The organism is Geodermatophilus obscurus, from assembly GCF_900143215.1.
Taxonomy (GTDB): Bacteria; Actinomycetota; Actinomycetes; order Mycobacteriales; family Geodermatophilaceae; genus Geodermatophilus; species Geodermatophilus obscurus_A.
The window spans coordinates 206664-231903 of sequence record NZ_FRDM01000002.1 but is presented as its reverse complement, the minus strand read 5'-3'; the positions used below and the strand labels follow the sequence as shown (position 1 = coordinate 231903).

Annotated in this window: 27 protein-coding genes and 1 pseudogene; 13 read left to right on the top strand and 15 right to left on the bottom strand. The window is 75.4% G+C overall.

What is annotated here, in order from left to right; genetic code table 11:
- Positions 1 to 14: 14 nt before the first annotated feature.
- Positions 15 to 830: a 3-oxoacyl-ACP reductase family protein gene (locus BUB17_RS03490; protein ID WP_072913347.1), complete on the bottom strand. Its 816-nt coding sequence runs from the start codon at positions 828 to 830 to the stop codon at positions 15 to 17.
- Between the two features lie 332 nt (positions 831 to 1162).
- Between BUB17_RS03490 and BUB17_RS03485 the strand changes: the two genes are divergently transcribed.
- The gene (locus BUB17_RS03485) at positions 1163 to 1711 is read left to right on the top strand and encodes a hypothetical protein (protein ID WP_141242888.1); all 549 of its coding nucleotides are present in this window, start codon (positions 1163 to 1165) and stop codon (positions 1709 to 1711) included.
- A 71-nt stretch (positions 1712 to 1782) separates the two neighbouring features.
- Here the strand turns inward: BUB17_RS03485 and BUB17_RS28145 are convergent.
- The 4 genes and pseudogenes from BUB17_RS28145 to BUB17_RS03465 form a co-directional block, all read right to left on the bottom strand.
- A pseudogene (locus tag BUB17_RS28145) lies at positions 1783 to 2325 on the bottom strand (UGSC family (seleno)protein).
- On the bottom strand, positions 2322 to 3821 hold the full coding sequence (locus tag BUB17_RS03470; protein WP_244276867.1) for a thioredoxin family protein: 1500 nt from the start codon (positions 3819 to 3821) through the stop codon (positions 2322 to 2324). The pseudogene BUB17_RS28145 and the gene BUB17_RS03470 overlap by 4 nt, the downstream one beginning before the upstream one ends.
- Positions 3818 to 3982 carry a hypothetical protein gene (locus BUB17_RS26585; protein ID WP_175561258.1) on the bottom strand — a complete coding sequence of 55 codons (165 nt, stop codon included), beginning with the start codon at positions 3980 to 3982 and terminating at the stop codon, positions 3818 to 3820. Before BUB17_RS26585 ends, BUB17_RS03470 begins: the two co-directional genes overlap by 4 nt.
- 106 nt (positions 3983 to 4088) lie before the next feature.
- Positions 4089 to 4340, bottom strand: coding sequence for a hypothetical protein (locus BUB17_RS03465; RefSeq protein WP_072913315.1), 252 nt, complete (start codon positions 4338 to 4340; stop codon positions 4089 to 4091).
- A gap of 255 nt (positions 4341 to 4595) precedes the next feature.
- On the opposite strand from BUB17_RS03465, the gene BUB17_RS03460 reads away from it, so the two are divergent.
- On the top strand, positions 4596 to 4799 hold the full coding sequence (locus BUB17_RS03460) for a cold-shock protein (protein ID WP_072913312.1): 204 nt from the start codon (positions 4596 to 4598) through the stop codon (positions 4797 to 4799).
- A 127-nt stretch (positions 4800 to 4926) separates the two neighbouring features.
- Positions 4927 to 5979 carry an App1 family protein gene (locus tag BUB17_RS03455; protein ID WP_083605984.1) on the top strand — a complete coding sequence of 351 codons (1053 nt, stop codon included), beginning with the start codon at positions 4927 to 4929 and terminating at the stop codon, positions 5977 to 5979.
- Between the two features lie 10 nt (positions 5980 to 5989).
- On the opposite strand, the gene BUB17_RS03450 is transcribed toward BUB17_RS03455, so the two are convergent.
- The 3 genes from BUB17_RS03450 to BUB17_RS03440 all read right to left on the bottom strand — a co-directional run bounded on the left by BUB17_RS03450 (position 5990) and on the right by BUB17_RS03440 (position 8941).
- On the bottom strand, positions 5990 to 7177 hold the full coding sequence (locus BUB17_RS03450) for a cytochrome P450 (RefSeq protein WP_072913308.1): 1188 nt from the start codon (positions 7175 to 7177) through the stop codon (positions 5990 to 5992).
- Positions 7178 to 7741: 564 nt separating this feature from the next.
- Entirely contained in the window at positions 7742 to 8134 is a 393-nt protein-coding gene (locus BUB17_RS03445) for a hypothetical protein (RefSeq protein WP_072913305.1), read from the bottom strand.
- A 78-nt stretch (positions 8135 to 8212) separates the two neighbouring features.
- Complete coding sequence (locus BUB17_RS03440) at positions 8213 to 8941, bottom strand: AfsR/SARP family transcriptional regulator (protein WP_175561257.1); 729 nt, start codon at positions 8939 to 8941, stop codon at positions 8213 to 8215.
- 165 nt (positions 8942 to 9106) lie between these two features.
- Between BUB17_RS03440 and BUB17_RS03435 the strand changes: the two genes are divergently transcribed.
- Together BUB17_RS03435 and BUB17_RS03430 are read left to right on the top strand one after the other, a co-directional pair.
- Complete coding sequence (locus tag BUB17_RS03435) at positions 9107 to 9577, top strand: hypothetical protein (RefSeq protein WP_141242887.1); 471 nt, start codon at positions 9107 to 9109, stop codon at positions 9575 to 9577.
- A gap of 22 nt (positions 9578 to 9599) precedes the next feature.
- On the top strand, positions 9600 to 10916 hold the full coding sequence (locus BUB17_RS03430) for a Dyp-type peroxidase (RefSeq protein ID WP_083605982.1): 1317 nt from the start codon (positions 9600 to 9602) through the stop codon (positions 10914 to 10916).
- 75 nt (positions 10917 to 10991) lie between these two features.
- On the opposite strand, the gene BUB17_RS03425 is transcribed toward BUB17_RS03430, so the two are convergent.
- Entirely contained in the window at positions 10992 to 11576 is a 585-nt protein-coding gene (locus tag BUB17_RS03425) for an RNA polymerase sigma factor (RefSeq protein ID WP_072913296.1), read from the bottom strand.
- A 113-nt stretch (positions 11577 to 11689) separates the two neighbouring features.
- On the bottom strand, positions 11690 to 14767 hold the full coding sequence (locus BUB17_RS03420) for an AfsR/SARP family transcriptional regulator (RefSeq protein WP_072913293.1): 3078 nt from the start codon (positions 14765 to 14767) through the stop codon (positions 11690 to 11692).
- A 641-nt stretch (positions 14768 to 15408) separates the two neighbouring features.
- On the opposite strand from BUB17_RS03420, the gene BUB17_RS03415 reads away from it, so the two are divergent.
- On the top strand, positions 15409 to 15741 hold the full coding sequence (locus BUB17_RS03415; RefSeq protein ID WP_072913290.1) for a WhiB family transcriptional regulator: 333 nt from the start codon (positions 15409 to 15411) through the stop codon (positions 15739 to 15741).
- Positions 15742 to 15971: 230 nt separating this feature from the next.
- Entirely contained in the window at positions 15972 to 16310 is a 339-nt protein-coding gene (locus BUB17_RS03410) for a hypothetical protein (protein ID WP_072913287.1), read from the top strand.
- A 356-nt stretch (positions 16311 to 16666) separates the two neighbouring features.
- On the opposite strand, the gene BUB17_RS26580 is transcribed toward BUB17_RS03410, so the two are convergent.
- From BUB17_RS26580 to BUB17_RS03395, 3 genes are read right to left on the bottom strand one after another with little or no spacing between them, the layout of a single operon-like run.
- Entirely contained in the window at positions 16667 to 16882 is a 216-nt protein-coding gene (locus tag BUB17_RS26580; protein WP_072913284.1) for an FAD-linked oxidase C-terminal domain-containing protein, read from the bottom strand.
- Positions 16879 to 18408: an aldehyde dehydrogenase (NADP(+)) gene (locus BUB17_RS03400; RefSeq protein ID WP_072913280.1), complete on the bottom strand. Its 1530-nt coding sequence runs from the start codon at positions 18406 to 18408 to the stop codon at positions 16879 to 16881. Before BUB17_RS03400 ends, BUB17_RS26580 begins: the two co-directional genes overlap by 4 nt.
- A gap of 29 nt (positions 18409 to 18437) precedes the next feature.
- On the bottom strand, positions 18438 to 18599 hold the full coding sequence (locus tag BUB17_RS03395) for a hypothetical protein (protein WP_280173845.1): 162 nt from the start codon (positions 18597 to 18599) through the stop codon (positions 18438 to 18440).
- A 32-nt stretch (positions 18600 to 18631) separates the two neighbouring features.
- Here BUB17_RS03395 and BUB17_RS03390 point away from each other — a divergent pair, with 32 nt between their 5' ends.
- The 6 genes from BUB17_RS03390 (at position 18632) to BUB17_RS03365 (ending at position 23191) form a co-directional block, all read left to right on the top strand.
- On the top strand, positions 18632 to 19288 hold the full coding sequence (locus BUB17_RS03390; RefSeq protein ID WP_280173844.1) for a tripartite tricarboxylate transporter permease: 657 nt from the start codon (positions 18632 to 18634) through the stop codon (positions 19286 to 19288).
- Positions 19285 to 19674 (top strand): universal stress protein, encoded by a 390-nt coding sequence (locus BUB17_RS03385; RefSeq protein ID WP_072913277.1) that lies wholly within the window; start codon positions 19285 to 19287, stop codon positions 19672 to 19674. The genes BUB17_RS03390 and BUB17_RS03385 overlap by 4 nt, the downstream gene beginning before the upstream one ends.
- Positions 19675 to 19857: 183 nt before the next feature.
- Positions 19858 to 21096, top strand: coding sequence for an FAD-dependent oxidoreductase (locus BUB17_RS03380; RefSeq protein WP_072913274.1), 1239 nt, complete (start codon positions 19858 to 19860; stop codon positions 21094 to 21096).
- 55 nt (positions 21097 to 21151) lie between these two features.
- Positions 21152 to 22366 (top strand): cytochrome P450 family protein, encoded by a 1215-nt coding sequence (locus BUB17_RS03375; RefSeq protein WP_072913271.1) that lies wholly within the window; start codon positions 21152 to 21154, stop codon positions 22364 to 22366.
- Positions 22367 to 22455: 89 nt separating this feature from the next.
- Complete coding sequence (locus BUB17_RS03370; RefSeq protein ID WP_072913268.1) at positions 22456 to 22800, top strand: GYD domain-containing protein; 345 nt, start codon at positions 22456 to 22458, stop codon at positions 22798 to 22800.
- A gap of 76 nt (positions 22801 to 22876) precedes the next feature.
- Positions 22877 to 23191, top strand: coding sequence for a hypothetical protein (locus BUB17_RS03365; protein ID WP_072913265.1), 315 nt, complete (start codon positions 22877 to 22879; stop codon positions 23189 to 23191).
- On the opposite strand, the gene BUB17_RS03360 is transcribed toward BUB17_RS03365, so the two are convergent.
- Together BUB17_RS03360 and BUB17_RS03355 are read right to left on the bottom strand one after the other, a co-directional pair.
- Entirely contained in the window at positions 23130 to 24020 is an 891-nt protein-coding gene (locus BUB17_RS03360) for an alpha/beta fold hydrolase (protein ID WP_072913262.1), read from the bottom strand. The two genes, BUB17_RS03365 and BUB17_RS03360, sit on opposite strands and share 62 nt — an antisense overlap.
- The gene (locus tag BUB17_RS03355) at positions 24017 to 25207 is read right to left on the bottom strand and encodes an acyl-CoA dehydrogenase family protein (RefSeq protein ID WP_072913259.1); all 1191 of its coding nucleotides are present in this window, start codon (positions 25205 to 25207) and stop codon (positions 24017 to 24019) included. Before BUB17_RS03355 ends, BUB17_RS03360 begins: the two co-directional genes overlap by 4 nt.
- Positions 25208 to 25240: the final 33 nt, after the last annotated feature.

Below are 25240 nucleotides of genomic sequence, written 5' to 3'. Positions count from 1 at the left end.
ACGGCGGCCGGCGACTACATGTCCAGGCCGCCGTTGACGCCCCAGACCTGCCCGGTGATGTAGCCGGACGCGTCCGCGGCGAGGAAGTGCACGACGCGAGCGATCTCCTCGGGCTCACCCAGCCGGCCCAGCGGGATCTTGCCCTTGAGGTTGTCGAGCACCTTCTCCGGCACGCTCTCGAGCATCTCGGTGGCGGTGTAGCCCGGCGTCACGGCGTTGACCGTGATGCCCAGCCCGTCGGTCTTGCCCGAGCGCTGCACCTGCATCGCGGCCTCGCGGGCCAGCGTCTTGGTCAGGCCCAGCAGCCCGGCCTTGGCCGAGGAGTAGTTGGACTGGCCGATGCCGCCCATCTCCCCGATCACCGAGGAGATCATCACGATCCGCCCGCTGCCCCGCTCGAGCATGTGCTTGAGCGCGGCCTGGGACAGGTAGAAGGCGCCCGACAGGTTGACGTCGATGACCCGGCGCCAGTCGTCGTCGGTCATCTTCAGCACGGTCCGGTCCACGGTGATGCCCGCGTTGTTGACCAGGATGTCGAGGCGGCCGTGCTTCTCGATGACCTCCGTGACGGTGCGGCGACAGTCGTCGGCGTCGCCGATGTCGCCCTTGTGCACGGAGAAGCCCTGGTCGGGGAAGTCGTCGCAGAACTGCTTGCGGAAACGCTCGGCGGCCTCCTCGTTGCCGCTGTAGCCGGCGGCGACGTCGGCACCCTGGGCGGCCATGCTGCGGCAGATCGCCGCGCCGATCCCCCGGGTGCCGCCCGTCACGAACGCCACCCGGCCGGAGAGCTTCTCGCCCGTCCTGCTGGTCCGTTCCTGGGTCGCTGTCACCGGCTCCTCCTGAGCACTCGGGTGCACACGTGTCGTGTCTGGACCGGAGCCGGGTCTGTGAGCCAGACCACGTCTTCCGTTCCGGATACCGGCAGCATGGTGCCGACGGGACGGCACGGCAAGACAGGGATCGACTTCGTCCGCGGACGCCCCTCGCGCCGGGCGGCTCGGGGCACTGCCGGGCTCGCGACCGCCCGGCCGACGTCGCGACACCGACGGGCGTGTCCGGTACGCCCCGTTGCCGACGCGCCGTCGGACCGGCTCCCGGGTCGTCGGCCGACGGCGGGGCCGCCAGAGTGACCGCGCTCCCGCCCCCCACGGACAGGAACGCCATGAGGACACCGACCCGCCGCACCGTGACCACCGCCGCCGCAGGGCTGACCGGCCTGTGCGCCGCCGTCCTGGTACCGACGGTCGCTGCCCCTGAAGCCGCCGCCCACCCCGGCCCAGAGCCGCACGGATGGGTCGAGACCGCGTGGCTGACCGGCTACAGCCTGGAGGACAACTCGCCCGCCGGGACCCGTGCCACCTCATCCGGTCGCAAGGCCGGCGGCACGGGGACCTACGACGACCCGATCACGCTCGCGGTGGGCTACGAGGGCGGCGACGAGTTCCCGGTCGGGTCCGTCTTCTACGTCCCGCTGGTCCGCGCGTACTTCGTGGTGGAAGACCGGTGCGGCGCCTGCTCGGAGCCCAGGAGCTTGGCGGACTACACCGTCGACCTGTGGGTCGGCAGCGATCCGGACTCGTCCTGCATGTACGCGATCACCGGGGCGCACACCGTGGTCCGGAGCCCCGATCCCGGCTGGGCGGTCGTGCCGCGGTGGGACGAGCTCGGCGGGGACTGCCGGCTGTTCGGCGAGACCCCGACCCCGGCCTGACCCAACCGCGGCGACCGCACCACCCGCCGGTGCGGTCGCCGCGCACCCGGGAGCGGCTCGGGCGTGCGGTGTCAGCCCGACGGGCTCCGCGGCGACGCGGCGCCCGAGGTCACGGCGGCCACCACCGCCGGACAGACCTCCTCGGCGACCGCGCGCAGCTCGGCGTCCGTGCGGTCCTGCACCGGATGGGGCACGAGCACGCAGGGCGCCGGGAAGCCCAGTGCCGCGCCCTGCAGTCGTGCGGCGTCGGCGAAGGCCTCGCTCGCGAGGAAGACCCCCACCACGCCCCGGCGCTCCAGGTCGGCGATGTCGTGCACACTGCACGACGTGCACGAGCCCTAGTCGGCCAGTGCCTCGATCACCACCTCGCAGTGCTCGGTGATCTCCTGCCGCAGGTCGACCGGGGCGACGCGGGCGAACGTGGGTTTGCGGTACCGGCGCACCGTGGCGCCGTGCTCGCCGAGCAGCTCCGCGAGGCGGTCCAGGACGACGTCGCCGCGGGCCTTGCTGATGTCGAGCAGGCCCACGCTCCGGCCCTGCAGCGAGGCCGGGCGCGGCAGCAGCGGCCGCTCCGGCGCCCGGCGCTCGCCGGTGGGATCGAGGACCGTCCTCATGCCCGTACCTCCCGCGTCACCGGAGTGCTGCCCATCTCGCCGCCGACCCAGCCGCCGACGATCGCGCTGAACAACCCGGCGTCCCCGCCGGCGTGGGTCATCAGCAGGCCGCCGGGCCGGAACTTCGGCACCTCGTCGGCGGCGACCCCGGGCGGCAGGCCCTCGGCCATCCCGCCGGCGCCGCGCGCCAGTTCACCGGCCGGGAGCCTCAGCAGCCCGTCGAGCTCGGCCAGCAGGCGGGCGCGGTCCCAGCCGGCCTCGCGGAGCACCCGGCCGTGCTCCGGGGAGACGACGAGCATCGCGTCGAACGCCATCGGCAGCTTGGGATGGGCGTTGACGCGCAGACAGGCCGCGAAGGACCGGGCCAGGGAGCCGGCGTCCCGGCTGAGCTGGTCGACCACCGGCTGCACGCCCGACCCCGCGAAGACGGTCACCGCGTCGCCGGGCACCCCGCGGTCGGCGGCCAGCGGCGCGAAGGGGCTGTCCCGCTCGCGCTCGGCGAAGCAGAAGGTGGTCTTGCCCGGGTTGCCCAGGGTGGCCCGGTCCACCTCACCGGGACGGCCGCCCCCGACGTTGCGGACCACCAGTTGCAGCGCCCGGCCGATCGTGGCGTTCGCGCGGTTGCCCTGGCCGAGGGCGTTGACCCCGCTGTTCATCCCGATCCGCGCGGCGACCGGCCCGTTGACGACCACGACCGGGCCGGCGAAGTGGGTGGTGGCCAGCACGCCGTGCAGGGCGAACTCCTCCGCGCACGCCGCCTCCAGCGCCGCCAGGACGACCGGCAGGTACTCGGGCAGGCAGCCGGCCAGCACCGCGTTGACCGCGACCTTCTCGACGGTGCAGGGCACGAGGTCCGGCGGGACGACGGCAACCACCTCACCGGGGTCGCGGGTCGTGCCGCGCAGCATCCGGAGCACCCGCTCGGGGGTGGGCGGCACGACCGGCAGCCCGTCGGTCCAGCCCCGGTCGAACAGCGCCTCGTGCTCGTCCTCGAGGTCGGCGAGCTCGATCCGGCGGCTGGCCAGCCCGCTGCCGCCGTACCGCGCCTCCAGCGCGTCGATCCGAGCCGGGTCGACCGACAGCGACCCGCAGCCCGGCCGGTGCTCGGGCAGGCCCTCCCCCAGCCCGGCGACGCCGGTCAGGGCCTCCCACTGCTCGCGGCTCCAGCCGACCGTCCGCGCGGTCTCCACCCCGTCCTCGATCCGCAGCAGGGTCGGGACCGTCTCCACGTCCAGGCGGTAGGACAGCTCCAGGGCGGTGTCGTCGTGGTCGAACCAGGTCGGGTCGTCCTGGCACCACACCGCGGCACCGAGGCCGCGCAGCACCGGCTCGACCAGCACGCAGGTCGGGCAGTCCCGCTTGACCACGGCGACCAACCCGTCGGGCAGCTGCCCGGCGCCTCCCGGGCCCGGCGCTCCGGCACCGCGCCGGTCCGTGCCGGGGCCGCACCTCACCGGGTCCGCCCGCGCGGGGGTGCCCGACGGCACCGCGCTCACGGGCCGGTCCCGGCCGGTGGGGGATCGTCCTCGCCCGCGTCGTCGCCCGCGTCGTCGGACAGCTCCTGCGGGATGCCCTCGGACGGAGCCCGGTGCCGTTCCGGGTCCAGGTCCTCCGCCAGCCGCTGCTCCACCTCAGGCGTCCCGTGGGGATCGGTCACACGGCACGGTGTTCCCCCCACCGGGACCGCGGAACCCCCCGAACGCGCGGCGCGGAGGCCGACGTCGAGGTGCGGACCGGTCCGCTGCCGGCTCCGGGGGTCGCGGTCACGCCTCCGCACCAGGCCGGTGGCCGGCGACGCCGACCTCGCGGAGGTCGGTGACCGCCAGGACGCGGGCGGTCGGGTACAGCACGATCTCGGCGTCCTCGGCCAGGGCCGTCACCACGGTCAGCCAGCCGGCGGGCCCGAACCGGACGATCCTGCGCGACAGCTCGACCGAACGGGACGGGTCCGTCGGGTCCTGGACCACGACCCGCCCCTGGTACAGGTGCCGGTCGTTGACGGTGGTGATGTCCATCGGAACTCCTTCGCGGGCACGGACGCGGCGCTGGCCGGGGACGTTCCGGACGAGGTCCGCCCCGTCGCGGTGGCGCGATCCCAGGGTGGCGGGTGATCGCGTACCGTGGCATCCGGTCGCTGCTGTGCCTCTGCTTCGTTTCCGAACGTCGACAGTCGTCCTCGCCTGACGTTCCTCTCGGTCCTGCCGGTCGGTGCGGCGACCCGGGACCGGCGACCGTCTGTCCTGACGCGACAGCACGGAAGAGGGAACGACATGACCCAGGGCACTGTGAAGTGGTTCAACGCGGAGAAGGGCTTCGGCTTCATCGAGCAGGACGGTGGCGGCCCCGACGTCTTCTGCCACTTCTCGGCGATCTCCGGGAGCGGGTACCGGTCACTGGACGAGGCGCAGCGCGTCGAGTTCGACGTCACCCAGGGCCAGAAGGGCCCGCAGGCGGAGAACGTCCGCGCGGTCTGAGCGCCGCCGGGACACGGCACCGGACCCCCACGGCTCTCCTGCCGTGGGGGTCCGGTCGTTCCAGGACCGGTGGCCCCGCGGTCGGGCCGGTAAGGTCTGCCGACCACCGGTCCCCGCGGAGGCGCTCGTGTCCGACCAGCCCACCGACCCCGCGACCTGGTCGCTGCGGGCGATCGCGGCCGCGTACCGCGCCAAGGTCCGGCTGGACCGGGCACTGTCCGCTCGCGCCCGTCGCCGTGGCTGGACGACCGCTGCGCTGGGCTACCCGGGATACGCCGCGCGGGGCCGGGCGCGGGTCCGGGGGCGGCTGCTGCTGGCCCCCGCGGGCACCGACCCGAACGCCCGCCTCGACATCCCCGGCTGGCGCCGGCTGCTGACCCTCGAGCAGCCGCACGGCGAGATCGACGTCACCCTCGGCGGGACACGGGTCCGCGCGCGGGCCGACGAGGGCGGCCTGATCGACCTCACCGTGGCCGCCGAGCTGCCCCCCGGTCCGGCCACGGCGCTGCTGCACCCGGAAGGCCGCCCGCCGGTGCCGGCACCGCTGCACGTCGCCTCCCCCGACGCGCGCCGCGGCGTCGTCTGCGACATCGACGACACGGTGTGGATCACCGGGATCCGGCACCCGCTGCGCGCCGCGTGGCGCACCTTCGCAGGCAACGGCTCCACCCGCCGCCCGGTGGCCGGCATGGCGGTGCTGCTGACCCGGCTCGTCGAGGGCACCCCGCACCCACCGGTCGTGTACGTGAGCAACGGGCCGTGGAACCTGGCCGGGCCGATCACCGCCTTCCTCGAGCGGCACGGCTTCCCGGCCGGCGCCCTGCTGCTCACCGACTGGGGGATCAGCCCGCGCGCGTGGTTCCGCAGCGGCCGGGCGCACAAGCGGGGGTCCCTGGAGCGGCTGGCCGCCGACCTGCCCGGCGTGCAGTGGGTCCTGGTCGGGGACGACGGCGAGCACGACCCCGAGATCTACCGCGACTTCGCCCGCGCGCACCCGGACCGGGTCGCGGCGATCGCGCTGCGCACCGTCGCCCCCATCGGCACGGAGCCGCCGGCCACCGAGGAGCGGGTCGGCGCCGTCCCCGTCGTCCGTGCGGGCGACGGCCGGGCGCTCGCCGACCTGCTCGACCGCACGGGCCTGCTCACCGTCCGGCCGGACCCGGCCGGCGCCCGCCGCTGACGGCCTCCGGTCAGGCGGGGCGGACCACCAGGGGCAGCCGGCTGACGGCGACCATCGTCCACGGGTTGCGGTGCTCGACCGGTTCGTCGGCGGCGACCTCGATGTCCCGGTACCGCTGCAGCAGCAGCCGCAGCGCGACCCGGGCCTCCAGCCGGGCCAGCGGCGCGCCGAGGCAGAAGTGCACGCCGTGCCCGAAGGTCAGGTGCGGGTTGGGCCGGCGGTGCACGTCGAAGCGCTGCGGCTCGGCGAACACCCGCGCGTCCCGGTTGGCCGCCGCCAGCCAGGGCAGCACCACCTGCCCGGCCGGGATGCGCACGCCGCCGACCTCGGCGTCGGCCGTGGTGATCCGGGCCAGCCGCGGGAACGGCGTCCGCATCCGCAGCACCTCCTCGATCGCCCCCGGGAGCAGGTCCGGATCGACCCGGACCTCGGCCGCGGCGTCCGGGGCGTCGGAGAAGGCGACGATGCTGTTGCCCAGCGTCGCGGTCGTGGTGACGTGCCCGGCGATCAGCAGCAGCCCGACGAAGCCGACGATCTCCTCGTACGCCAACCGCCGGCCGTCCACCTCGGCCTGGATGAGCCGGCTGGTCAGGTCGTCGCCCGGGTGCGTCCGCCGGGACCTGATGTGGTCCAGGAAGTAGTCGTTCATCTCCCGCACGGTCGGCGCCACCGCGGCCACCGCCCGCTCGCCGGCCTCCACCAGCCCCTGGTCGGGGTCGACCTCCTGGCCGAGCAGCACGTCGGCCCACCGGCGGAACAGCTCCCGGTCGGACGTCGGGACCCCCAGCAGGTCGGCGATGACGATCACCGGCAGTGGGTAGGCCAGCGCGTCGACCAGGTCGAACCGCTCCCCCGCCCGGTCCAGCAGCTCGGTGGTCAGCTCGGCGATCCGCGGCTCGAGGCCGGCCACGACCCGCGGGGTGAACGCCTGGTTGACCAGGGACCGCAGCTCCCGGTGCCGCGGCGGGTCCATCCGGACGAGGTTGCCGCGCTGGAAGAGCGCGAGGTCGTCCTGCGCGGGTTGCAGCGCCGTGAGGTCGGAGGAGAAGACGGCCGGGTCGGACAGCACGACGCCGGCCTCCGGGTGGCCCAGCACGTGCCAGCACTGCTGCCGGTCGTCGAAGTGGACCTGCCCGTGTTCCCGGCCGGACTCCAGCCACGCGAGGAAGTCGTCGAACGTCGGTCGGGTGGTCGTCATGCGGGCTCGCTCCCCTCGGGCTGTGCGGCCGCGTCCCGGGTCCGGGGAGGGACGCGGCGCCGGACCGGCCGGTGCGCCCCGGCCGTGCCGAATCCGCCGACGGCCGCCGTTCCCGGGGCCCGGAGGCGATGGTCCTGCCGCCGCCGGGCGCTCACAAGGGGCGGCCGGCACTGGTTCCCGGTCCGCCCGCTCCGGCTGGCGGACCGCCGAGCGGGGGCCGGCTCCGGCGGCGGCCGGTCCATCGGGACCTGCGTCGTCCCGTGGGGGCCCTGCAGACAGGCGGGCAAGGCACTTGGCGCATGGTCCAGATCGACGTCCCCGTGGCGCGCGACCGCGCTGTGAACCACGGATTCGGTGCCCGGGTGGTGAGTTCCCAGGGGACGGGAGTACGCCCGCTGCAGCCGGAAGACCCCCCGGCGCGAGTCGTGCAGCTCGCCCCGCGGGACGGGCGCCGGTAGGCGTCGTCCCGGAAGGCCAGCCCGGAGCGCTGTGCCTCGCGCTCCTGACCCACGGTGTTCCACGTGCCGTCACAGCACAGCACCAGCCGCTCGGGCATGCCCCTCGTCACCTCGCCGGGATCCCTCGTGGCCCTGGGGACGGGGGCCGCGGAGGTGCGCCGCGCCGCGGCCGGGCGGCCAGGGCCGGCGAGGAGCGGCGCTCGAGCACGTCGGTCGGCACCCGGACGCCGGCGACCGTGACGGCCTCCGGGACCGGGTGCGTCCCCAGGGCGGCCAGCGCCTCCGGACCGACGCGCTTCTCCTCCACCGTGAACTGCACCGACAGCTCGGCCGTCGGACGGCCGCCGGTGACCTTGTAGCCCAGGCCGACCGAGGCGACGTTCGGGTCGTCCAGGTGGCGCTGCCCGTCGGTGCGGAGGAACCGGCGCAGGCCGGTGAGCAGCTGCCGGTAGGAGACGTCGCCCCGCGGGTCCGCCGCGGCGGGCGCCTGCGAGTCCATCCCTGACCTCCCGGGGGGTTTCGGTACACCGGACGGAGGAGGACCACCGCCGGTCTGATACACGGCCGGCGGGAGTCCTCAGGAGGCCACCCGCCGTCCCTCCTCCAGGTGCGCGACCAGCCGGGTGAGCCGGTCGGTCGGGTCCAGCCCGAGCTGGTCGCGCACCCTCGCCCGGAACTGCCGGTAGGAACGGACGGCGGCGGCCACGTCGCCCTCGGCGAGGTGGATCCGCACCAGGACCCGGTAGGCGCTCTCGCGCAGCGGCTCCGCCCGGACGGCGAGGGAGGCCACCTCCACCGCGTCGCCGGGGCGTCCCGCGCCGGCCAGCCGCGCGGCGAGGGTCTCCAGCGCGTACAGCCGCAGCTGCCGCAGCCGCTCGCGCTCGACGAGGACCCAGTCGTCACGCCAGCCGGGCAGCAGGTCGCCGGAGAGCTCCGGGGGCGGGAGGCGCAGGTCCTCGACGTCGGCGCCCGGGTCCCGGACCCGCGCCGCCCAGGCGCACAGCTCCCGGACGTCGACGTGCACGCCCCGGGCCACGGCGAGCGCGCCGCCGGAGGTGTCCAGCAGGCCCGGCGCCAGCCGTTGCAGCCGCCACAGCGCCGACCGCAGGCTCGCCTGCGCCTGCTCCTCGGGGACCTCGCCCCACAGCTGGCCGGCGACCGCCGACCGGGCCGGCCGGCCCGAGAGGCTGACGTAGGCCACCAGTCGCTGCACGCTGCGGGGGACGTCGTGCCGTCCTCGCGGGAGCTCGGCGGTGCCGAGGGAGGAGCCACCCAGCAGGCTCACCCGCAGTGTCGTCGCCCGCACGTCGACCGCGTCCGTTGTCCGATGCTGCACGACCGGCAGAGGTGCGCGGGGCCGGTGCTGATACAGCCCCGGCCGGTGACAGTGCGGTGACGGCGCGGTGACGCCGTCCTCGGATCGTCGCGGACCCGGGCGGCTGCCGCCGTCCGCGGGACGAGGAGGTCGGACATGACTGGTGTGACCACGGAGACGACCGGCACGACCACGGCCGGGACGACGGTGCAGAGCCCGCTGACGCTGGTCATGGCGGCCCGGCCCGACGCGCGGGAGGCGCTGCGGGCGGAGGTCGAGCGGCTGCAGGCCCTGCCCCGCGACCGGAACCCCGTCACCACCGCGCTCGACGCGATCGGCACGGTGCACTTCGCCCGGTTCGTCTTCCTCGACGACGAGCGGCTGGCCGTGATCACCACGTACGACGGGGACTTCGAGCGCTACATCATGGACTTCGTCCACCACATCGGTCCGGTGTTCGACCAGCTGCTGCAGCACATGGCCGACCCGCCGCCGCTGCCGGTCCAGCAGCACCCCGAGGAGTTCCTGGCCTACGTGCGCCGGCACGACCTGGGGTGCGTCGGCCCCTTCTACAGCGCCTACCCCACCCGGCCGGTGATCGACATCCGCGCCGACGACGCCGGCTGAGCCCGGCGGAACGGGGGCTCCGGTGGTGCTCGACCTCTCCGACGTCCAGGGTCTGGTCGTCCGCGGCTACACGATGCCCACGGCGCGGCACCTGCTGCTGCGCGTGGACTCCGCTCCGGCCGCCCGCGCGCTGCTCGGCTCACTGGTCGACGGCACCCCCGGCCGGCCGCAGGTCACGACGGCGACGCCGTGGACCGAGAAGCCGGACTCGTGCCTCAACGTGGCGGTCACCGCGGCCGGGCTGCGGGCGCTGGGCGTGCCGCCGACCGGCTTCCCCGCCGAGTTCACCGCGGGCGCCGCCGCCCGCGCCGCGCTCGTCGGGGACACCGGGCCCAGCGACCCGGTGCACTGGCGTCCGGCGTTCACCGACCCGGGGTTCCACCTGCTGCTGTCGCTGTCGGCCGTGTCACCGGAGGCGCGGGACCGGGCCACCGAGGCCGTCCTGGCCGGCACCGCTCCCGGGCTGACCGAGCTCGACCGCCTGGACGGCGACCTGCTGCCCGGGAAGGTCGACCACTTCGGCTACGTGGACGGGATCTCCCAGCCGACCGTCGACCCCGCCCCGCCACCCGGGCCGCCCGACCGGCTGCCCGTCCAGCCGACCGGCGCCTTCCTGCTCGGCCACCCCAGCCAGTTCACCGGCCACAGCTATCCCGTGCCCGACCCGCCCGCCCTCGGCCGCAACGGCAGCTTCGCCGCGTTCCGGGTGATGGCCCAGGACGTGGCCGCCTTCTGCACCCTGCTGGCCGAGCAGGCGCAGCGCACCGCCACGTCGGAGGAGCTGGTCGCCGCCCGGCTGTGCGGCCGGTGGCGCAGCGGAACGCCGCTGGTCCTCTCCCCCGACACCGATGCCCGGCTGCCACCCGAGGCCCTCAACGACTTCGACTACGCCGGTGACGAGCGGGGTGAGCGCTGCCCGATCGGCGCGCACGTCCGGCGCATGCACCCCCGCGACTCCCCCGTCGCCGGAGGCGGGGGCGCCAAGCACCGCATCGTGCGGCGCGGGCTGACCTACGGCCCGCCGTACGACCCGGCCCGGCCCGACGACGGGCAGGAGCGCGGGGTCGTCGGCCTGTTCATCGGCGCCAGCCTCCGGGACCAGTTCGAGTTCCTGATGGCCGAGTGGGCGCTCGACGGGCTGTTCGCACCGGGGCTGGGCCGCACCCAGGACCCCTTCCTCGGCACCGGGGACGGCACCGGAGGCGGCCGCGCCTTCCGCTTCCGGACGGCCGCCGGCCGGGCCGAGCTGACCGGTCTGCCCCGCCTGGTCACCACCCGCGGCGGTGCGTACGTCTTCCTCCCGAGCGTGACCGGGATCCGCCACCTCGCGGAGCCGTGACACCGTCGCCCTCCGGGCGCTCCCGCGGGAACGCCCGGAGGGGGATCCGGAGCGGACGACCGCGACGCGCGACGGTCAGGCCGGCACCGCGTCGTACACCCCGGCCGTCTCCAGCGTCGTCCGCAGCCGGGCCAGGATGCGTGCCCGCGTCGGGCCGATGCTGCCCACGGGTATCCCGAGCCCGGCGCTGATCTGCGCGTAGCTCGGCGCCGGAGAGGCGACGAGCAGGCCGAGGAGCGCCTGCTGCTGCTCGGGCAGAGCGGCCACCGCGCGGCGGACCAGCACCTGCTGCTCGTGCCGCACGGCGCTCGTCTCGGGGCCGGCGTCGTCGGCCGGACCGTCCCGGTGCACGGCGGGGGTCTGCTCGACGTCGTCGGTCACCTGCTCGCGGCAGTGGTCGCGGGCCACGGCCAGGCAGGCCCGCCGGGTCGTCGTCCGCAGCCAGCCGGGCAGCCGCTGCGGATCGCGGATGTCGACCAGGTGCTCCACCAGCCGCAGCCAGGTCGTCTGGACGGCGTCGGCGGTCTGCGCCTCGCTGAGCCGGAAGCTCCGCGCCACCGACCACACCAGGCCGCCGTACTCGTCGACGATCCCCCGCCACGCCCGCTGGTCACCCTGCGCGGCGCGGTGCACCAGGTCGGTCACTGCTGCGGCGTCCATGGCGACTCCTCGCTCCGGACGGCGGCGTCGCCGTCGTCCGGAGCGTGGGCAGGTGCTGTCAGCCGGGCGTCAGCCGGAACAGGGAGGGGCGCCAGCCGGGCGCCAGCCAGGCGTCAGCCGCGATCCTGCGGCCGGTCCCGCCGCGCGGGGGCGTGCACCTCCAGACGCCTGGCCAGGGCGAGCGTGCGCGGCTGCGCCGGGACGCCGAGGCTCTCCAGCGCCTGCAGGCAGCGCCGCAGCGCCCGGCGGGCGTCGGCTGCGTCGCCCGCCTCCAGCAGCGCGGACACCAGCAGCTGGTGGGCCTCCTCGGACCAGGCGTCGACCCGCAGCGCCCGCTCGCCCAGCGTCCGCGCGGCGCCGGCGTCCCCACGGGCCAGCAGCAGCTCCCCGGCCCGGACGGCGGCCCCGACGAACCGCCCCCGCACCCGGTCGCGCTCCCACTCCAGCCAGTCCGCGTCGCCCACGTCGGGCAGGTAGTCGGTGTCCCACAGCCGCAGGGCCTGCTCGTAGGCGGCCAGGGCGGCCGACGGCACCCCCTGGCGCTCCAGCCGCGCCGCCTCGTCGAGGTGCCGCTCGAAGTCCACGACGTCGACCTGCAGCGCCTCACCGACGACCAGGTGCAGGACGGGCCCGTCGCTGCGGACGAAGTACGGCGCGTCGGACTCGCCGCGGTCGGGTTCCAGCAGGTCCTGCAGGTAGGCGAGGGTCACCCGCAGGTTGCGGGCCGCGGCCGCCTCGTCGAGGTCGGGCCACAGGACGGCCGTGACCGCCGCCCGGGTGGGGCGGTCGTGGGCGAGCAGGTACCCGAGCAGCTGGCGCACCCGCTCGCGGCGCAGCTCGCGGGCGACCACGACGGCCCCGTTCCGGCGCAGCTGCATCGGCCCCAGCACCCGCAGCTCCAGCCGGGCGGGTGGCGCGGCCGGCAGCTCACGCAGCAGCCGGCGGGCGGTGGCGGCGACCGGCGCAGGGCCTCCGCTGCTGAGCGCCCGCAGGGTGGGCCGGGCGCGCGGCCCGAGCTCCTCGACCAGTTCGTGCCCCTCCTGGAGACCCGAGGCGACCATGCCGAGGGCGAGCTCCGCCGTCCACGGCGCCGGCAGGACGGCCCGCATGACCGCGCGGGCCTCGGCCGGCAGGCCGGCCACCTGCGCCAGCGACCCCTCCTCCCGGATCGCCACCAACGCCCGGGCCAGCTGCAGCGCCGGCCGGAAGCACCCCGGCGGGGCTCCGGCGTCCCACAGCGGCCGCGTCTCGGGGAGCAGGACGTACTGCAGCGGCAGCGCCGCGGCGGACACCTGGCGCACCGCCCGGCTGCGGGCCACGTCCAGGCACAGCACCGCGCGCAGGGCCTCGGCGGCCGCGGCCTCCTGACCGAGCGACACCCGGTGGGCCGCCTCCGCCACGGCCCCGGCGACCGGAGCCCAGGCGACCGACGAGTCCGCGATGGCCTGGCGGTGCGCCCCCAGCAGCTCCGCGGCCTCGTCGTCCCGGCCGAGGAGGCCGAGCAGGACGACGGCGCAGGTGACGGTCTCCGGCGAGGTCAGCACCTTGGCGGGGTGGATCCCGGCGAGCAGGTCGGGCAGCAGCGCCTCGGCCTCGTCGAGCCGTCCGCGCATCCGCAGCGACTCGACCAGCTGGCTGCGGAACAGCACCGCCATGTTGGGGCCGGCCGAGGCGAGGGCCCGGCGGACGACGCGCTCGGCGGCCTCGGCGTCGCCCAGCTTGAGCAGCATCAGGTGGGCGCGCAGCCACTGCTGCACCGGGCTGAGCGCGGTCCCCGCCACCAGCGCCGGTGTGGCCAGCTGCGCGCGCACCTCGGCCGGCGTCCGGGCGAGCAGCCCCCGGAACAGCGCGATCCACCCGGCGGCGCGCTCGTGGCCGCTGGCCGCCAGCCCGGTCAGCCGCTCGATGTGGCTCTCCATCTCCCGGCGGTCGTTCCGGCGCAGCCCCACCTCGACGAGGGCGTTGAGGCAGGCGAAGCAGACCGGCGCGGCCTCGGGAGCCACCGCGAGGGCGCGCTCCAGCAGCGCCGCGGCGCCGGCCAGGCTGGTCGGCTCGGCGACCATCGCGGCCAGCAGCAGTCCCTCGGGGCCCTCCTGCACGTCCGGAGGCAGCCGGTGCAGCCACACCTCGAGCACGTCCGGCGGGACCAGCGGCGTGCCGACCTCGCACACCTCGACCACGAGACGGCGGACGTCGTCCCACGCCCCGGCCTCGGCCAGCAGCTCCATGGCGTCGTGGTAGCGCCGGCGACGGGCCAGGACCAGTCCGGCGGTGCGGCGGGCCTGCGCCAGCTGCCCGGGGTCCAGGCGGTGCGCCAGGATCGCCGACCACAGCCCGTGGAGCGACCACCAGCCCGAGGGACCGCGGACCACCAGCGGCAGGCCCTCCAGCAGTTCCTCCAGGTGCACGTCCGGGCCGAGCAGCGCCGCGGCCAGCTCGTCGTCGGCGCCCCCGACGGCGACCAGCACGGCGAGGGCCCGCCGGCGCTCCGGCGGCAGCCGGCTGAGCAGCTCCTCCCACAGGTAGCCGCTGACGGCGTCCGGGCCGGCGGTGGCGGTCAGCTCGGCCAGCGCCGGCCAGCCGCCGACGTCCCGCAGCAGGTCCGGCCGCACCTGCCGGGACGCCGCGAACGCCGCCATCTCCTCACGCGCGAAGTGCAGCTCGGCCTCGCCGACGACGACCGCCTCCCCGCTGGCGAGCAGCCGCGAGGTGCGCAGCGGCAGCGGCGGGCGGGACGCGAGGACGACGTGTCCGTTGCGCGGCAGCTCCTCGACCAGCTCGGCGACGAAGCGGCCGCCGGGTGAGCCCGGCTGCACCAGGTGGACGTCGTCGAGGATCAGCGCCAGGTGCCGCGGCGCGGCGCTCCAGATGGCCTCGGCGACGGTGACCGCGGCCTCCCGCGGGTCGTCCGGGACCGGCGCGGTGAGGCCCACGGCGGCGAACGCGCCCGTGGCCAGGAACGACAGGGCCGTGTCGTCGCGCTGGCAGGTCAGCCAGCGGTCCTCGCCCAGCGGGGACAGCGTGTTCTCCTGCACCGCCTGGGCCAGCAGCGTCGTCTTGCCGAACCCGGCCGGCGCCACGACGGCGGTCAGCCGCCGCTCGAACCGGGAGTGCAGCCGGTGCAAGAGCCGGGGCCGGACGATGAGCCCGCGGTCGGCGAGCGGTGGTGCGTACCGGAGCGCCCGGCTCATGCGCGCACTGCACGGATGCCGGAGCCCTCCGAACCCGCGCGCGGCCACGACCGCCGGGCGCGCGGAGCGGGGATGGCCGGCCGGTGCGGGCGACGGAGGCCGCACACCGGCCGCGCCGTCCGCTCGCCGGGCCGGACGCCGTGCGGCCGGAACTCGGGGGGACAGGACGACGCCGCGCTGCCGAGGCGCGGCGGGGACCTGTCGAGCAGCGGGATCCGGATGTCCGGCGCGACGGCCACTGGAGCACCCCCTCGGGAACCTGACGGGTGTGGTGCGTGGGAGGGAGGTGCCTCGGGACCGGAATGCTGTGAGTTCCTCCGGCCGGTGTCAATCCACCGGGGTCCGGACGGCCGGGAACCGGTCGAGCCAGTCACCCACCGCATCAATGGTCTCACGCGCGGTCCTCGTCGGACGGGTCGTGAGCGACCGCGCGACACGGTGCCACCGGCGGGACCGGTTCTCCGGAACTGCGACGCGCCGGACGGCGGGGGAAGCACAGATCGCGCCAGAACCGGGCGCCGCTTTCGTCCACGTTCTGCCAGTGCGGGCCGGGCCGGGCGTTCCGTAACGTCACATACAGCGACGAGGCCGTACCGGTCCGTCACCCACCTGCCCGACTCCGCCTTCCCCGAGGAGCCCCCGTGTCCGCGTTCGCCCGCCCCCACCTGACCCTGCTCACCGACGGCGTCCCCGCGCCGGCGCGCGATGCCTCGCCGTGGACCGAACTGGCCCCTGTCGGGGACCCGTCGTGGCGGCTCGAGGCGCTGTGCGCGGAGACCGACCCGGAGGCGTTCCTCCCGGAGAAGGGCGGCTCGACCCGCGACGCCAAGCGGGTCTGCAGCGGGTGCACCGTGCGGGCCGAGTGCCTGGAGTTCGCGCTGGCCAACGACGAGCGCTTCGGCATCTGGGGCGGCCTCTCCGAGCGCGAGCGTCGCCGGATCCGCCTGCGGCAGCGCACCGACCTCAGCGCCTGACCCGCCCGCGCCCCGGCCCGGGCCGAGGGCGTCCGCACGGCCGGCGACCGTCCCGCTCGCAGCGGCGGTCCCGCCGGACGCGTAGCGTGGGGATCGCGAGCCCGCTCGGTGCCCGCCCCATCGACCACCGCCCGGTGGCAGCGGAATCCGCGCCCGGGCTCCCGGCGCCGACCGGCGCCCACCACCGCGGCGCGACCTCCGGTCCCCGCCCGTTCCAGTCTGGACCCTGCATGAGCGCACCCGCTCTGACCTTCCTCGCTCCCCCGTCCACGGGGTACGACCACGACGACAGCACCGCCGACATCGGATCGGCTCCCGCCCCGACCCACCCGGCCGGACCTCCGCCGCGCGATCGTCAGGCCCCGGTCCTGCGGATGACCCGCGGAGCCCGCGAGGCCGCGACCGGCATGGGGATCGCCGACGCCGACGTCCAGCGCTGCCTCGACGCGCCCGACGACGTCTCCCCCCACCCCGACACCCCCACGCGGACCCGCTTCCGCCGCGGCTCGCTGGTCGTCCTCGTGGGCGCCGACGGGATGGTCCTGCGGGTCAGCCGCCGCAACCGCTGACCCGCGGCGTGACCTGCGCCGTCGCGGAACGGAACGGCGGGTAGCGTTCCCCCCAGAGACGAGGAGGCCCCATCGCCACCCACCGTGGACGCTGCGCCGAAGCCCATCTCGGATGCCCCTGCCGGGGCGACGAGACGATCCACGAACAACGGTCCCACGAGATCACCGAGGCCCGCGGCCGGTCCGGTGAGCTCGTCGACTGCCCGGAGTGCGGTTCGCCGACGACACCGCTGGCCATCGTCTCGTGGGGCAACTGCCGGGCCTGCCGCACCGCGCAGTCCCGGCTCGTCGACCCGCTCCGCTGGTGACCGGGGCGCCGCCCTCGATCGCACGGAGGCGGCGCCGGTCCGGCCCGGTCAGCCGGGCAGCACCTCGCCGGGGTTCATCAGCCCGGCCGGGTCGAGCAGCCGCTCGACCCCGCGCATCAGCTCCAGCTCCAGCGGGCTCTTGTAGTCGGCGATCACGTCCCACTTGGCGGACCCGGCCTCCCGCGGCGCCGGGGCGGCGAGCGGGAGGTCCGGGTCGACGCGCAGGCCGCGCTCGGAGCTGACGAGGGCGGCCTGCGGACTCACCGCGGCAGCTCGAGCACGCCGTCGATCCGCCGTGGGATGCCCCGGAAGTCGTCGGTGAGCTCGGCCGGGAGCACCTCCTGCGGCGCGCCCTGCCAGGTCACCGGGCGTAGGAACCGGCGGATCGCCGTCGTTCCCACCGAGGTGTGCTGGGAGTTGGTCGACGGCCACGGACCGCCGTGGTGCTGGGCCCACGAGACGGCCACGCCGGTCGGGTAGGCGTCGTAGACCAGCCGGCCGGCTCGGGTGCGGAGCTCCTGCGAGACGGCCAGCGGCAGGTCCGTCTCGCCGGCGCCGCGCAGCACGGTCGCGGTGAGCGAGGAGGGCATGGCGTCGAGCGCGGCGAACAGCTCCTTCTCGCCGTCGTAGCGCGCCACCACCGACACCGGCCCGAAGCACTCCTCGGTCACCTGCTCCGGCAGCCCGGCCGCCGTCGTCTGAAGCAGCCGCGGCACGGCCTCGAAACCCCGGCCGGACGGGTTCCCGCCGCGGGCGATCTCCTCGACGCCGGGCGTCCCGGCCAGGCCGTCGGAGATGCGGCCGTAGGAGGCGGCGATGCCCTCGTTGAGCAGCACCGGGGCGGCCGCACCGCGCACGGCCTCGGCCATCGCGTCGACGACGGCGTCGCCCTCGGGCCCGGCCGGCACGAACGCCAGGCCGGGCTTGGTGCAGAACTGACCGCCCCCGAGGGTGAACGAGCCGACCAGCTCGGTGCCGATCGTCGTCCCGCGCTCGGCGGCGGCCTGCGGCGTGACGACCACCGGGTTGAGGCTGGACAGCTCGCCGAAGAAGGGCACCGGGTCGGGGCGCCGCTCGATGATCTCCAGCAGGGCGCGGCCGCCGTTCACCGAGCCGGTGAAGCCGACGGCGCGGATCGCCGGGTGGGCGACCAGGTCGGCGCCGCCCTGCAGGCCGTGCACGATGCCGAGCGTGCCGTCGGGCGCGCCGGCCTTGCGGGCCGCGGCGTCCAGGACGTCGAAGACCAGCTGCGAGGTCGCCGGGTGCGAGCCGTGCGCCTTGACGACGACGGGGCAGCCTGCGGCCAGCGCCGAGGCGGTGTCGCCGCCGGGCACCGAGAACGCCAGCGGGAAGTTGCTGGCCCCGAACACCGCGACCGGGCCGATCGGCACCAGCATCCGGCGCAGGTCCGGGCGCGGGCCCATCGGGGTGTCCCCGGCGTGGTCGATCGCGGCCTCGAGGTAGCTGCCCTCGTCGAGCACCTCGGCGAACAGCCGCAGCTGGTAGCAGGTGCGGGTGAGCTCGCCGTTCAGCCGCGTGGGGCCGAGGGCGGTCTCCCGGTCGGCGACGGCGACCACGTCGTCCCGCCGTGCCTCCAGCGCGTCGGCGAGCGCGCGCAGCAGCGCCGCCCGCCCGCTCCGGCCGAGGGCGTCCAGGCCGGGGACCGCGGCGAGCGCGGCCGTGCAGAGCCGGTCCACCTCCTCGGCCGTGGTCTCCTGGGCGACGACCTCCACGGCCTCGCCGGTGCGGGGGTCGGTGCTGACGACTCCGCGGTCGGGTGATTCGGACACGGTTGCCTCCTGTGCTGTGGTGCGGGTGGTCAGCGGATGGCGCCGACGGTGACGCGGTCGACCGTCCAGGCGCGGGTCTGCTGGCTGAGCATGATGCCCAGGCCCGGCCGGTCGGAGACGTACCTCCGCCCGTCGCGGGCTCCAGCCGCTCGTTGAACAGCGGGTGCAGCCGGTCGACGTGCTCCACCCATGGTTCGCGAGGGTAGGCCGCGGCCAGGTGGGCGTGGATCTCCATCGCGACGTGCCGGGCCGGCTGCAGGTTCGCGACGTCGCGAAGGTGGCCGGCTCGACGGCAGCCCCACCTCGATCTCGATGCCGCCGATGCCTGCTCGAGGGTCCGGGTGGCGTTGTCCTCGACCTGCTCGACCGACTCGTGCAGGGCGTGAGCCCCGGCCCGCAACTGGGAGACCAGGAACCCGAGCTGTTCTGGGGCGTCGTCAACTCGATGCACGTCGGCAACATCCTGCTGCTGATCTTGAGCAGCCCGCTGGTCGGCCTGTTCGTGAAGATCCTGCGGGTGCGGGCCACGATCCTCGCGCCGATCACCGTGCTGATCACGCTGATCGGCGTGTACACGGTCAACTACGACGTCTTCGACATCATGCTGGTCATCGTGTTCGGCGCCCTCGGCTACCTGATGAAGAAGCTGGGCTTCGACCCGGGCCCGCTGGTGCTCGCCTTCGTGCTCGGCTCGCTGCTCGAGGACTCCCTGCGCCGCTCGCTGCTGCTGTTCGGCGGCGACCCCACCGGCTTCTTCACCCGCCCCATCTCTGGGACGCTGCTCGTCCTGTTCCTCCTCGTGGCGCTGCTCCCGCTCGTCCGGACCGCCCTCCCCCGCCGACGGGACAACGCCCGTCGTGACACCAAGGAGCTCGTGTGACCGTCCTCGTCGCCTACGTCCCCACCCCCGAGGGGGACGCCGCCTTCGCCGCCGCAGTCGAGGAGGCCGGCCGGCGCGACGCGCGGCTGGTGCTCCTCAACACCCCGCGCGAGGGGGCCCCGGTCAGTGCGGCGCTCGCGGACGAGGACACCGTCCGCGGCCTCACCGCCCGGGCCGGGGCCGCCGGGGTCGACCTCGAGGTGCGCCAGGACGCCCACGCCGGCGACCTCGCCGACGAGGTGGTGCGCGTCGCCGAGGCGGTCGACGCCTCGGTGATCGTGATCGGCCTGCGCAAGCGCTCGCCGGTGGGCAAGCTGCTCATGGGCAGCACCGCCCAGCGGATCCTGCTCGACGCCGACCGCCCGGTGCTCGCCGTCAAGCCCTGATGGCCCTGCACGCGGCTCCCCCCGCCTGACCCCGCGGCGCTGACGGGGCCGGCCTCCCGCCCTGCCGGCGGCCCGGGCGACGCCGCGCGCACCGGACCGTGGTGCCGGACACCGCAGGCGCGGGAGGATCGGCGGTGCCGGGCCGCACCCGCGCGGCACCGGACGCCCCGAGGGAGGCCGGCGATGGGTGAGCGCACGACGTGCCTGGTGGTCGGGGGCGGCCCGGCCGGGATGGTGCTGGGGCTGCTGCTGGCCCGCGCGGGCGTCGAGGTGACGGTGCTGGAGAAGCACGCCGACTTCCTCCGCGACTTCCGGGGCGACACCGTGCACCCCTCGACGCTGCAGCTGCTCGACGAGCTGGGCCTGGCCGAGGAGTTCGCCCGGCTGCCGCACACGAAGGTCGAGCAGGTCGTCATCCCCACGGCCGACGGGAACACCGTGACCCTCGGGGACTTCCGCCGGCTGCGCGTCCGCTACCCCTACATCGCGATGACGCCGCAGTGGGACCTGCTCGACCTGCTCGCCGACGCCGGCCGGCGGGAACCGACGTTCACGCTGCGGATGTCGACCGAGATGACCGACCTGCTGCGCGAGGGCGACCGGGTCTGCGGGGTGCGCTACCGCACGGCGGACGGCGACACCGGCGAGATCCGCGCCGACCTCACCGTGGCCTGCGACGGCCGGCACTCCCTCGCGCGGCGGCAGGCGGGGCTGCGGCCCAGGGAGTACCCCGTCCCCATCGACGTCTGGTGGTTCCGGCTCCCACGCATGCCCGACGACCGCCCCGCCGCCCTGGCCCCGCACGCGGCGCCGGGCCGGTTCGCCGTGGTCATCCCGCGCGAGACGTTCCTCCAGGTCGCCTACATCGGCCGCAAGGGCACCGACGCCGAACTGCGGGCCCGCGGCATCGAGGCGTTCCGCGCGGACGTCGCCGAGCTCATCCCCGAGTTCCGGGACCGGATGGACGCGCTGGCATCGATGGACGACGTCAAGCACCTCGACGTGCGGGTCGACCGGCTCGTGCAGTGGCACGTCGACGGGCTGCTGTGCATCGGGGACGCCGCGCACGCGATGTCGCCGGTCGGCGGTGTGGGCATCAACCTCGCCGTCCAGGACGCCGTGGCCGCGGCCACCCTGCTGGCCGAGCCGCTGCGGCGCGGCACCGTGGGCGCCGCCGAGCTGGCCGCCGTGCGCGCCCGCCGGCTGCTGCCGACCGTGGCCGTGCAGACCCTGCAGCGGGCGATGCACCGCGGCTTCGTGGGCCCGCTGGTCGAGGGGCGTCGGGCCGGCCCGCCCAAGCCGGTGCTCGCCCTGGTGCAGCGGCTCCCCTACCTGTCCGTCGTCCCGGCGTACCTGATCGGCGTGGGGCTGCGCCCGGAGCACGCCCCGGCCTTCGCCCGACGCACCCCGGCGTCCGCCTGACCAACCGGGACCTCCGCACCTGGTGCCCGCCGCGCCCGCCCGACAGCCTCGGGCGATGGACCTCGCCGCCCCGGTCGTCCCGCTCGACGCGGCCTTCTTCGCCGACCCGCACGCCTGCTACACGCGGCTGCGCGTCGAGGAGCCGGTCGCGCGGGCGGTGACGCCGGTCGGCCTCCCCGTCTGGCTGGTCACCCGCTACGACGACGTCCGGCACGCGCTCACCGACCCGCGGCTGGCCAAGGACTCCGACGGGTTCGCCCGCGCGCTGGAGCGCCAGCCGGTGCCCCCGGAGGGGCGGGCGGTGTTCGCCCAGGAGCTCAACCGGCACCTCCTCAGCACCGATCCGCCCGACCACACCCGGCTGCGCAAGCTGGTCAGCCGGGCATTCACGGTGCGGGCCATCGCCGCCCTGCGGCCGCAGGTGGAGGCGATCGCCGGCCGGCTGGCCGACCGGATGGCCGCCGGCCCGGCGGAGGTCGACCTGCTCGACGCCTTCGCCTTCCCCCTGCCGATGGGCGTGATCTGCGAGCTGCTCGGCGTGCCCGACGCCGAGCGGACGTCGTTCCGCCGGTGGTCGAACACGCTGCTGTCCTCCGACGGCGCGGTCGACGAGCGCACCGCCGCCGGCATGTCCATGGCGGTGTACCTGACCGACCTGGTGGCGCAGAAGCGGGCGCACCCGGCGGACGACGTGCTGTCGGCGATCGTCGCCGCCGCCGAGGACGCCGACCGGCTCTCGGCCGACGAGACCGTGTCGATGGCGTTCCTGCTGCTGGTCGCCGGCCACGAGACGACGGTCAACCTCATCGGCAACGGGGTCCTGGCGCTGCTGCGCCGTCCCGACCGGCTGGCCGAGCTGCGCGCCGACCCCGACCTGGTGCCGGCCGCCGTCGAGGAGTTCCTGCGCTTCGACGGCCCGGTCAACCTGGCCACCTACCGGCACACCACCGCACCGGTCGACATCGGCGGCACCACCATCCCGGCCGGCGAGGTGGTGCTGGTGTCCCTGGCGTCGGCCAACCGCGACCCCGGGCACTTCGCGGACCCCGACGAGCTGGACCTGCACCGCGAGGCCCAGCACCTGGCCTTCGGGCACGGCATCCACCACTGCCTCGGCGCCCCGCTGGCCCGGCTGGAGGGCGAGGTGGCGTTCCGGACCCTGCTCGGCCGCTTCCGCGACCTGGCCCTCGCCGTCGACCCGAGCGAGCTGGCCTGGCGGCAGAGCATCCTGATGCGCGGCCTGACCCGGCTGCCGGTACGGCTGCGCTGACCCGGCTGCCGCGACTCGACCGGCCTCGAGGCGGCTCCGGTGGCCCCCCGGCGGAACACGCGAAACCGATGCACGGAACGGGAGGGACGATGCCGCTCTACCTGACCAGGTTCAGTTACACGCCCGAGACGTGGGCCCGGCTCATCGAGCACCCCGAGGACCGCCGGACAGCCGCGCAGACCTACATCGAGTCGGTCGGGGGGGAGCTCCGCGGGTTCTGGTACGCCTTCGGGCCGCACGACGGCTACACCCTGTGGGAGGCCCCGGACAACGTGTCCATGGCTGCCGTTGCCCTGGCGATCGGTGCCGGTGGCTCGCTCAGCCCGATCGAGACGACGGTGCTGATGACCGTCGACGAGACCATGGAGGCCCTGCGCATGGCCTCGCAGGTCCGCTACCGGTCGCCGGGGACGCAGTCGGAGACACCGCGCTGACGCGTGGGCCTCGAGGGAGCCACTCCGGGACACGGAACGACCCGTCGCCGCCCGTGAACGAGGCAGCCGGCCGGAGATGCGTTGCACCGCCGGTCAGAACGGGGAGGTGCAGATCCTGGCGACCGGCCCGGACGACGAGCACTTCGCCGCCTGGTGCGAGGTGTGGGCGGCCACCCAGTGCGCCGACCGTCCCGACGAGCGCGAGCACCGCGGTCACCGCCTGGGCGCCCGGATCAAGGTCGCCGTGCTCCGGGAGGTCGCCGCGACGCTGCCGGCGGTGCGGCGGATCAGCAGCTACAACGCCGACGCGAACCGGCCGATGGTGGCGGTCAACGAGGCGCTGGGTTTCCGCCGAGCGGGTGGTCTGTCCACCTGGTTGCGCCGGATCTGACCGTCATCGGCGAGTGCTCGCCGTCGAGGAAGTCGGTGATCATGCCGGCCATCTCGGCCGGGCGCTCCAGGATGAACAGGTGTCCCCCGCCCCGGACGACGTGCAGCCTCGCGTCGGGGATGCGCCAGGCGAGGATCCGCCCGTTGATGAGCGGGATGATCGGGTCGTCGTCACCGGCGATGACCAGCGTGGGCTGCCGCAGGGTGTGCAGCCACGGCATGCTGCTCCACCCGGTGATCGCGTAGAGCTGGCCCATGTACCCGATCACCGACGGGGGTCGCACCCGGCCGATGACCGTGTGCAGCAGCCGGTGCGGGTCGGTGCGGGCCATGCCGCCGTAGATGCGCCCGGCGATCTGCAGGTAGTGCTCGACGTCGCGGTACCGGCGCGGCGTCGCCAGCGCGAGCAGGGCCGACGGCGCGCCCGGCATGCCGCCCAACCCGGGCGCGGTGGCCGCGAGCACCAGGCCCCGCACCCGGTCCGGCGCCTGGTGGGCCAGCTGCTGGGCCACCACGCCGCCGAGGGAGACGCCGAAGACGTCGACCTCGTCGAGCCCGAGCGCCTCGAGCAGCCCGATGACCGTCCGCACCAGGCCCGGCATCCGCCGCGGACTCCGGTACGGCGTCGACCCACCCATGCCGGGCGCGTCGAAGCTGATCACCTGCCGGCCGCGGGCCACCAGCTCCTGCTCGAAGGGCTCGGCCAGCTCCAGGCTGGCGCCCAGGCCGGTGATGAGCAGCAGCGGCTGTCCCGTGCCGCGGACCGAGGTCCGCAGCCGCACCTCCCCCACCCGGACGGTGCGGACCTCGGCCCGCGTCGTCCCCCTCACGCGAAAGCCGAGGCGCCGGTGATGTCCCGGCCGACGATGAGGGTCTGGATGGTCTCGGTGCCCTCGAAGGTGTGGATCGACTCGATGTCGGCCATGTGCCGGATGACGTGGAAGTCCAGCAGGATCCCGTTGCCGCCGAGCAGGTCGCGCGCCTCGGCCAGCACCGCGCGGGCGGTGCTGGTGTTGTGCGCCTTGGCCAGGCCGGCCAGCGTCGGCTCGACCCGTCCGGCCAGTGCCAGGTCGGCCAGCCGCCGGCAGTACAGCTGCATCGCGGTCACCTTGGCCAGCATCCCGACCAGCCGCTCCTGGATCAGCTGGAACTCCACCAGCCGCTTGCCGAACTGCTTGCGACGCCCGGCGTAGGTCAGCGCGGCCTCGTACCCGGCGACGGCGTGGCCCAGCGCCATCCAGGCGCAGGAGCCACGGGTGGTCGCCAGCACCGCGCCGGTGTCCTTGAAGCTGCGCGAGCCGGGCAGGTGGTTCTCGGCCGGGACGCGCACGTCCTCCAACTCGATCTCGGCCTGCCACACCGCGCGCAGCGAGCCCTTGCCCTCGATCCTCCGCGCCCGGTAGCCGGACGTCCCCTTCTCGACGAGGAAGCCCTTGACCTGCCCGTCGTCGTCGTCGCGGGCCCAGACCACGACGACGTCGGCGACGGTGCCGTTGCCGATCCACTTCTTGGACCCGTTGAGCAGGTAGGACTCGCCGTCCCGGCGGGCCGTCGTCTCCAGCGCGATCGAGTCCGAGCCGTGGTCGGGCTCGGTGAGCGCGAAGGCACCGAGCGCCTCGCAGCGGGCCATCGGCGGCAGCCAGCGCTGCTTCTGCTCCTCCGAACCGAGCATGGCGATCGACTTCATCGCCAGGCCGGCCTGGACGCCGAGGAAGGTGCCCAGGCTGCCGTCCCCGCGGTTGAGCTCCATGTGCACCAAGCCGGCCGAGAGCGCGTCCATCGGCGGGCAGCCGTAGCCCTCGATGCCGTCACCGACCAGGCCCGCCGCGCCCAGCTTCTCGGCCAGCTCCCGGGGGAACTCGGCGCGCTCCCAGTAGCCGTTGATCACCGGCAGCACCTCGTCCTCGACGAAGGCCCGGGTGCGCAGCAGGGTGTCCAGCTGCTCGGGCGAGAACTCCTCGCGCAGCTGGAAGTAGTCGGTGGACAGCGACTTGCCGATGTCCTCTGCGAGTGTCACGTCGCGCTCTCCCGTCGGGTGCCGGCCGGCCCG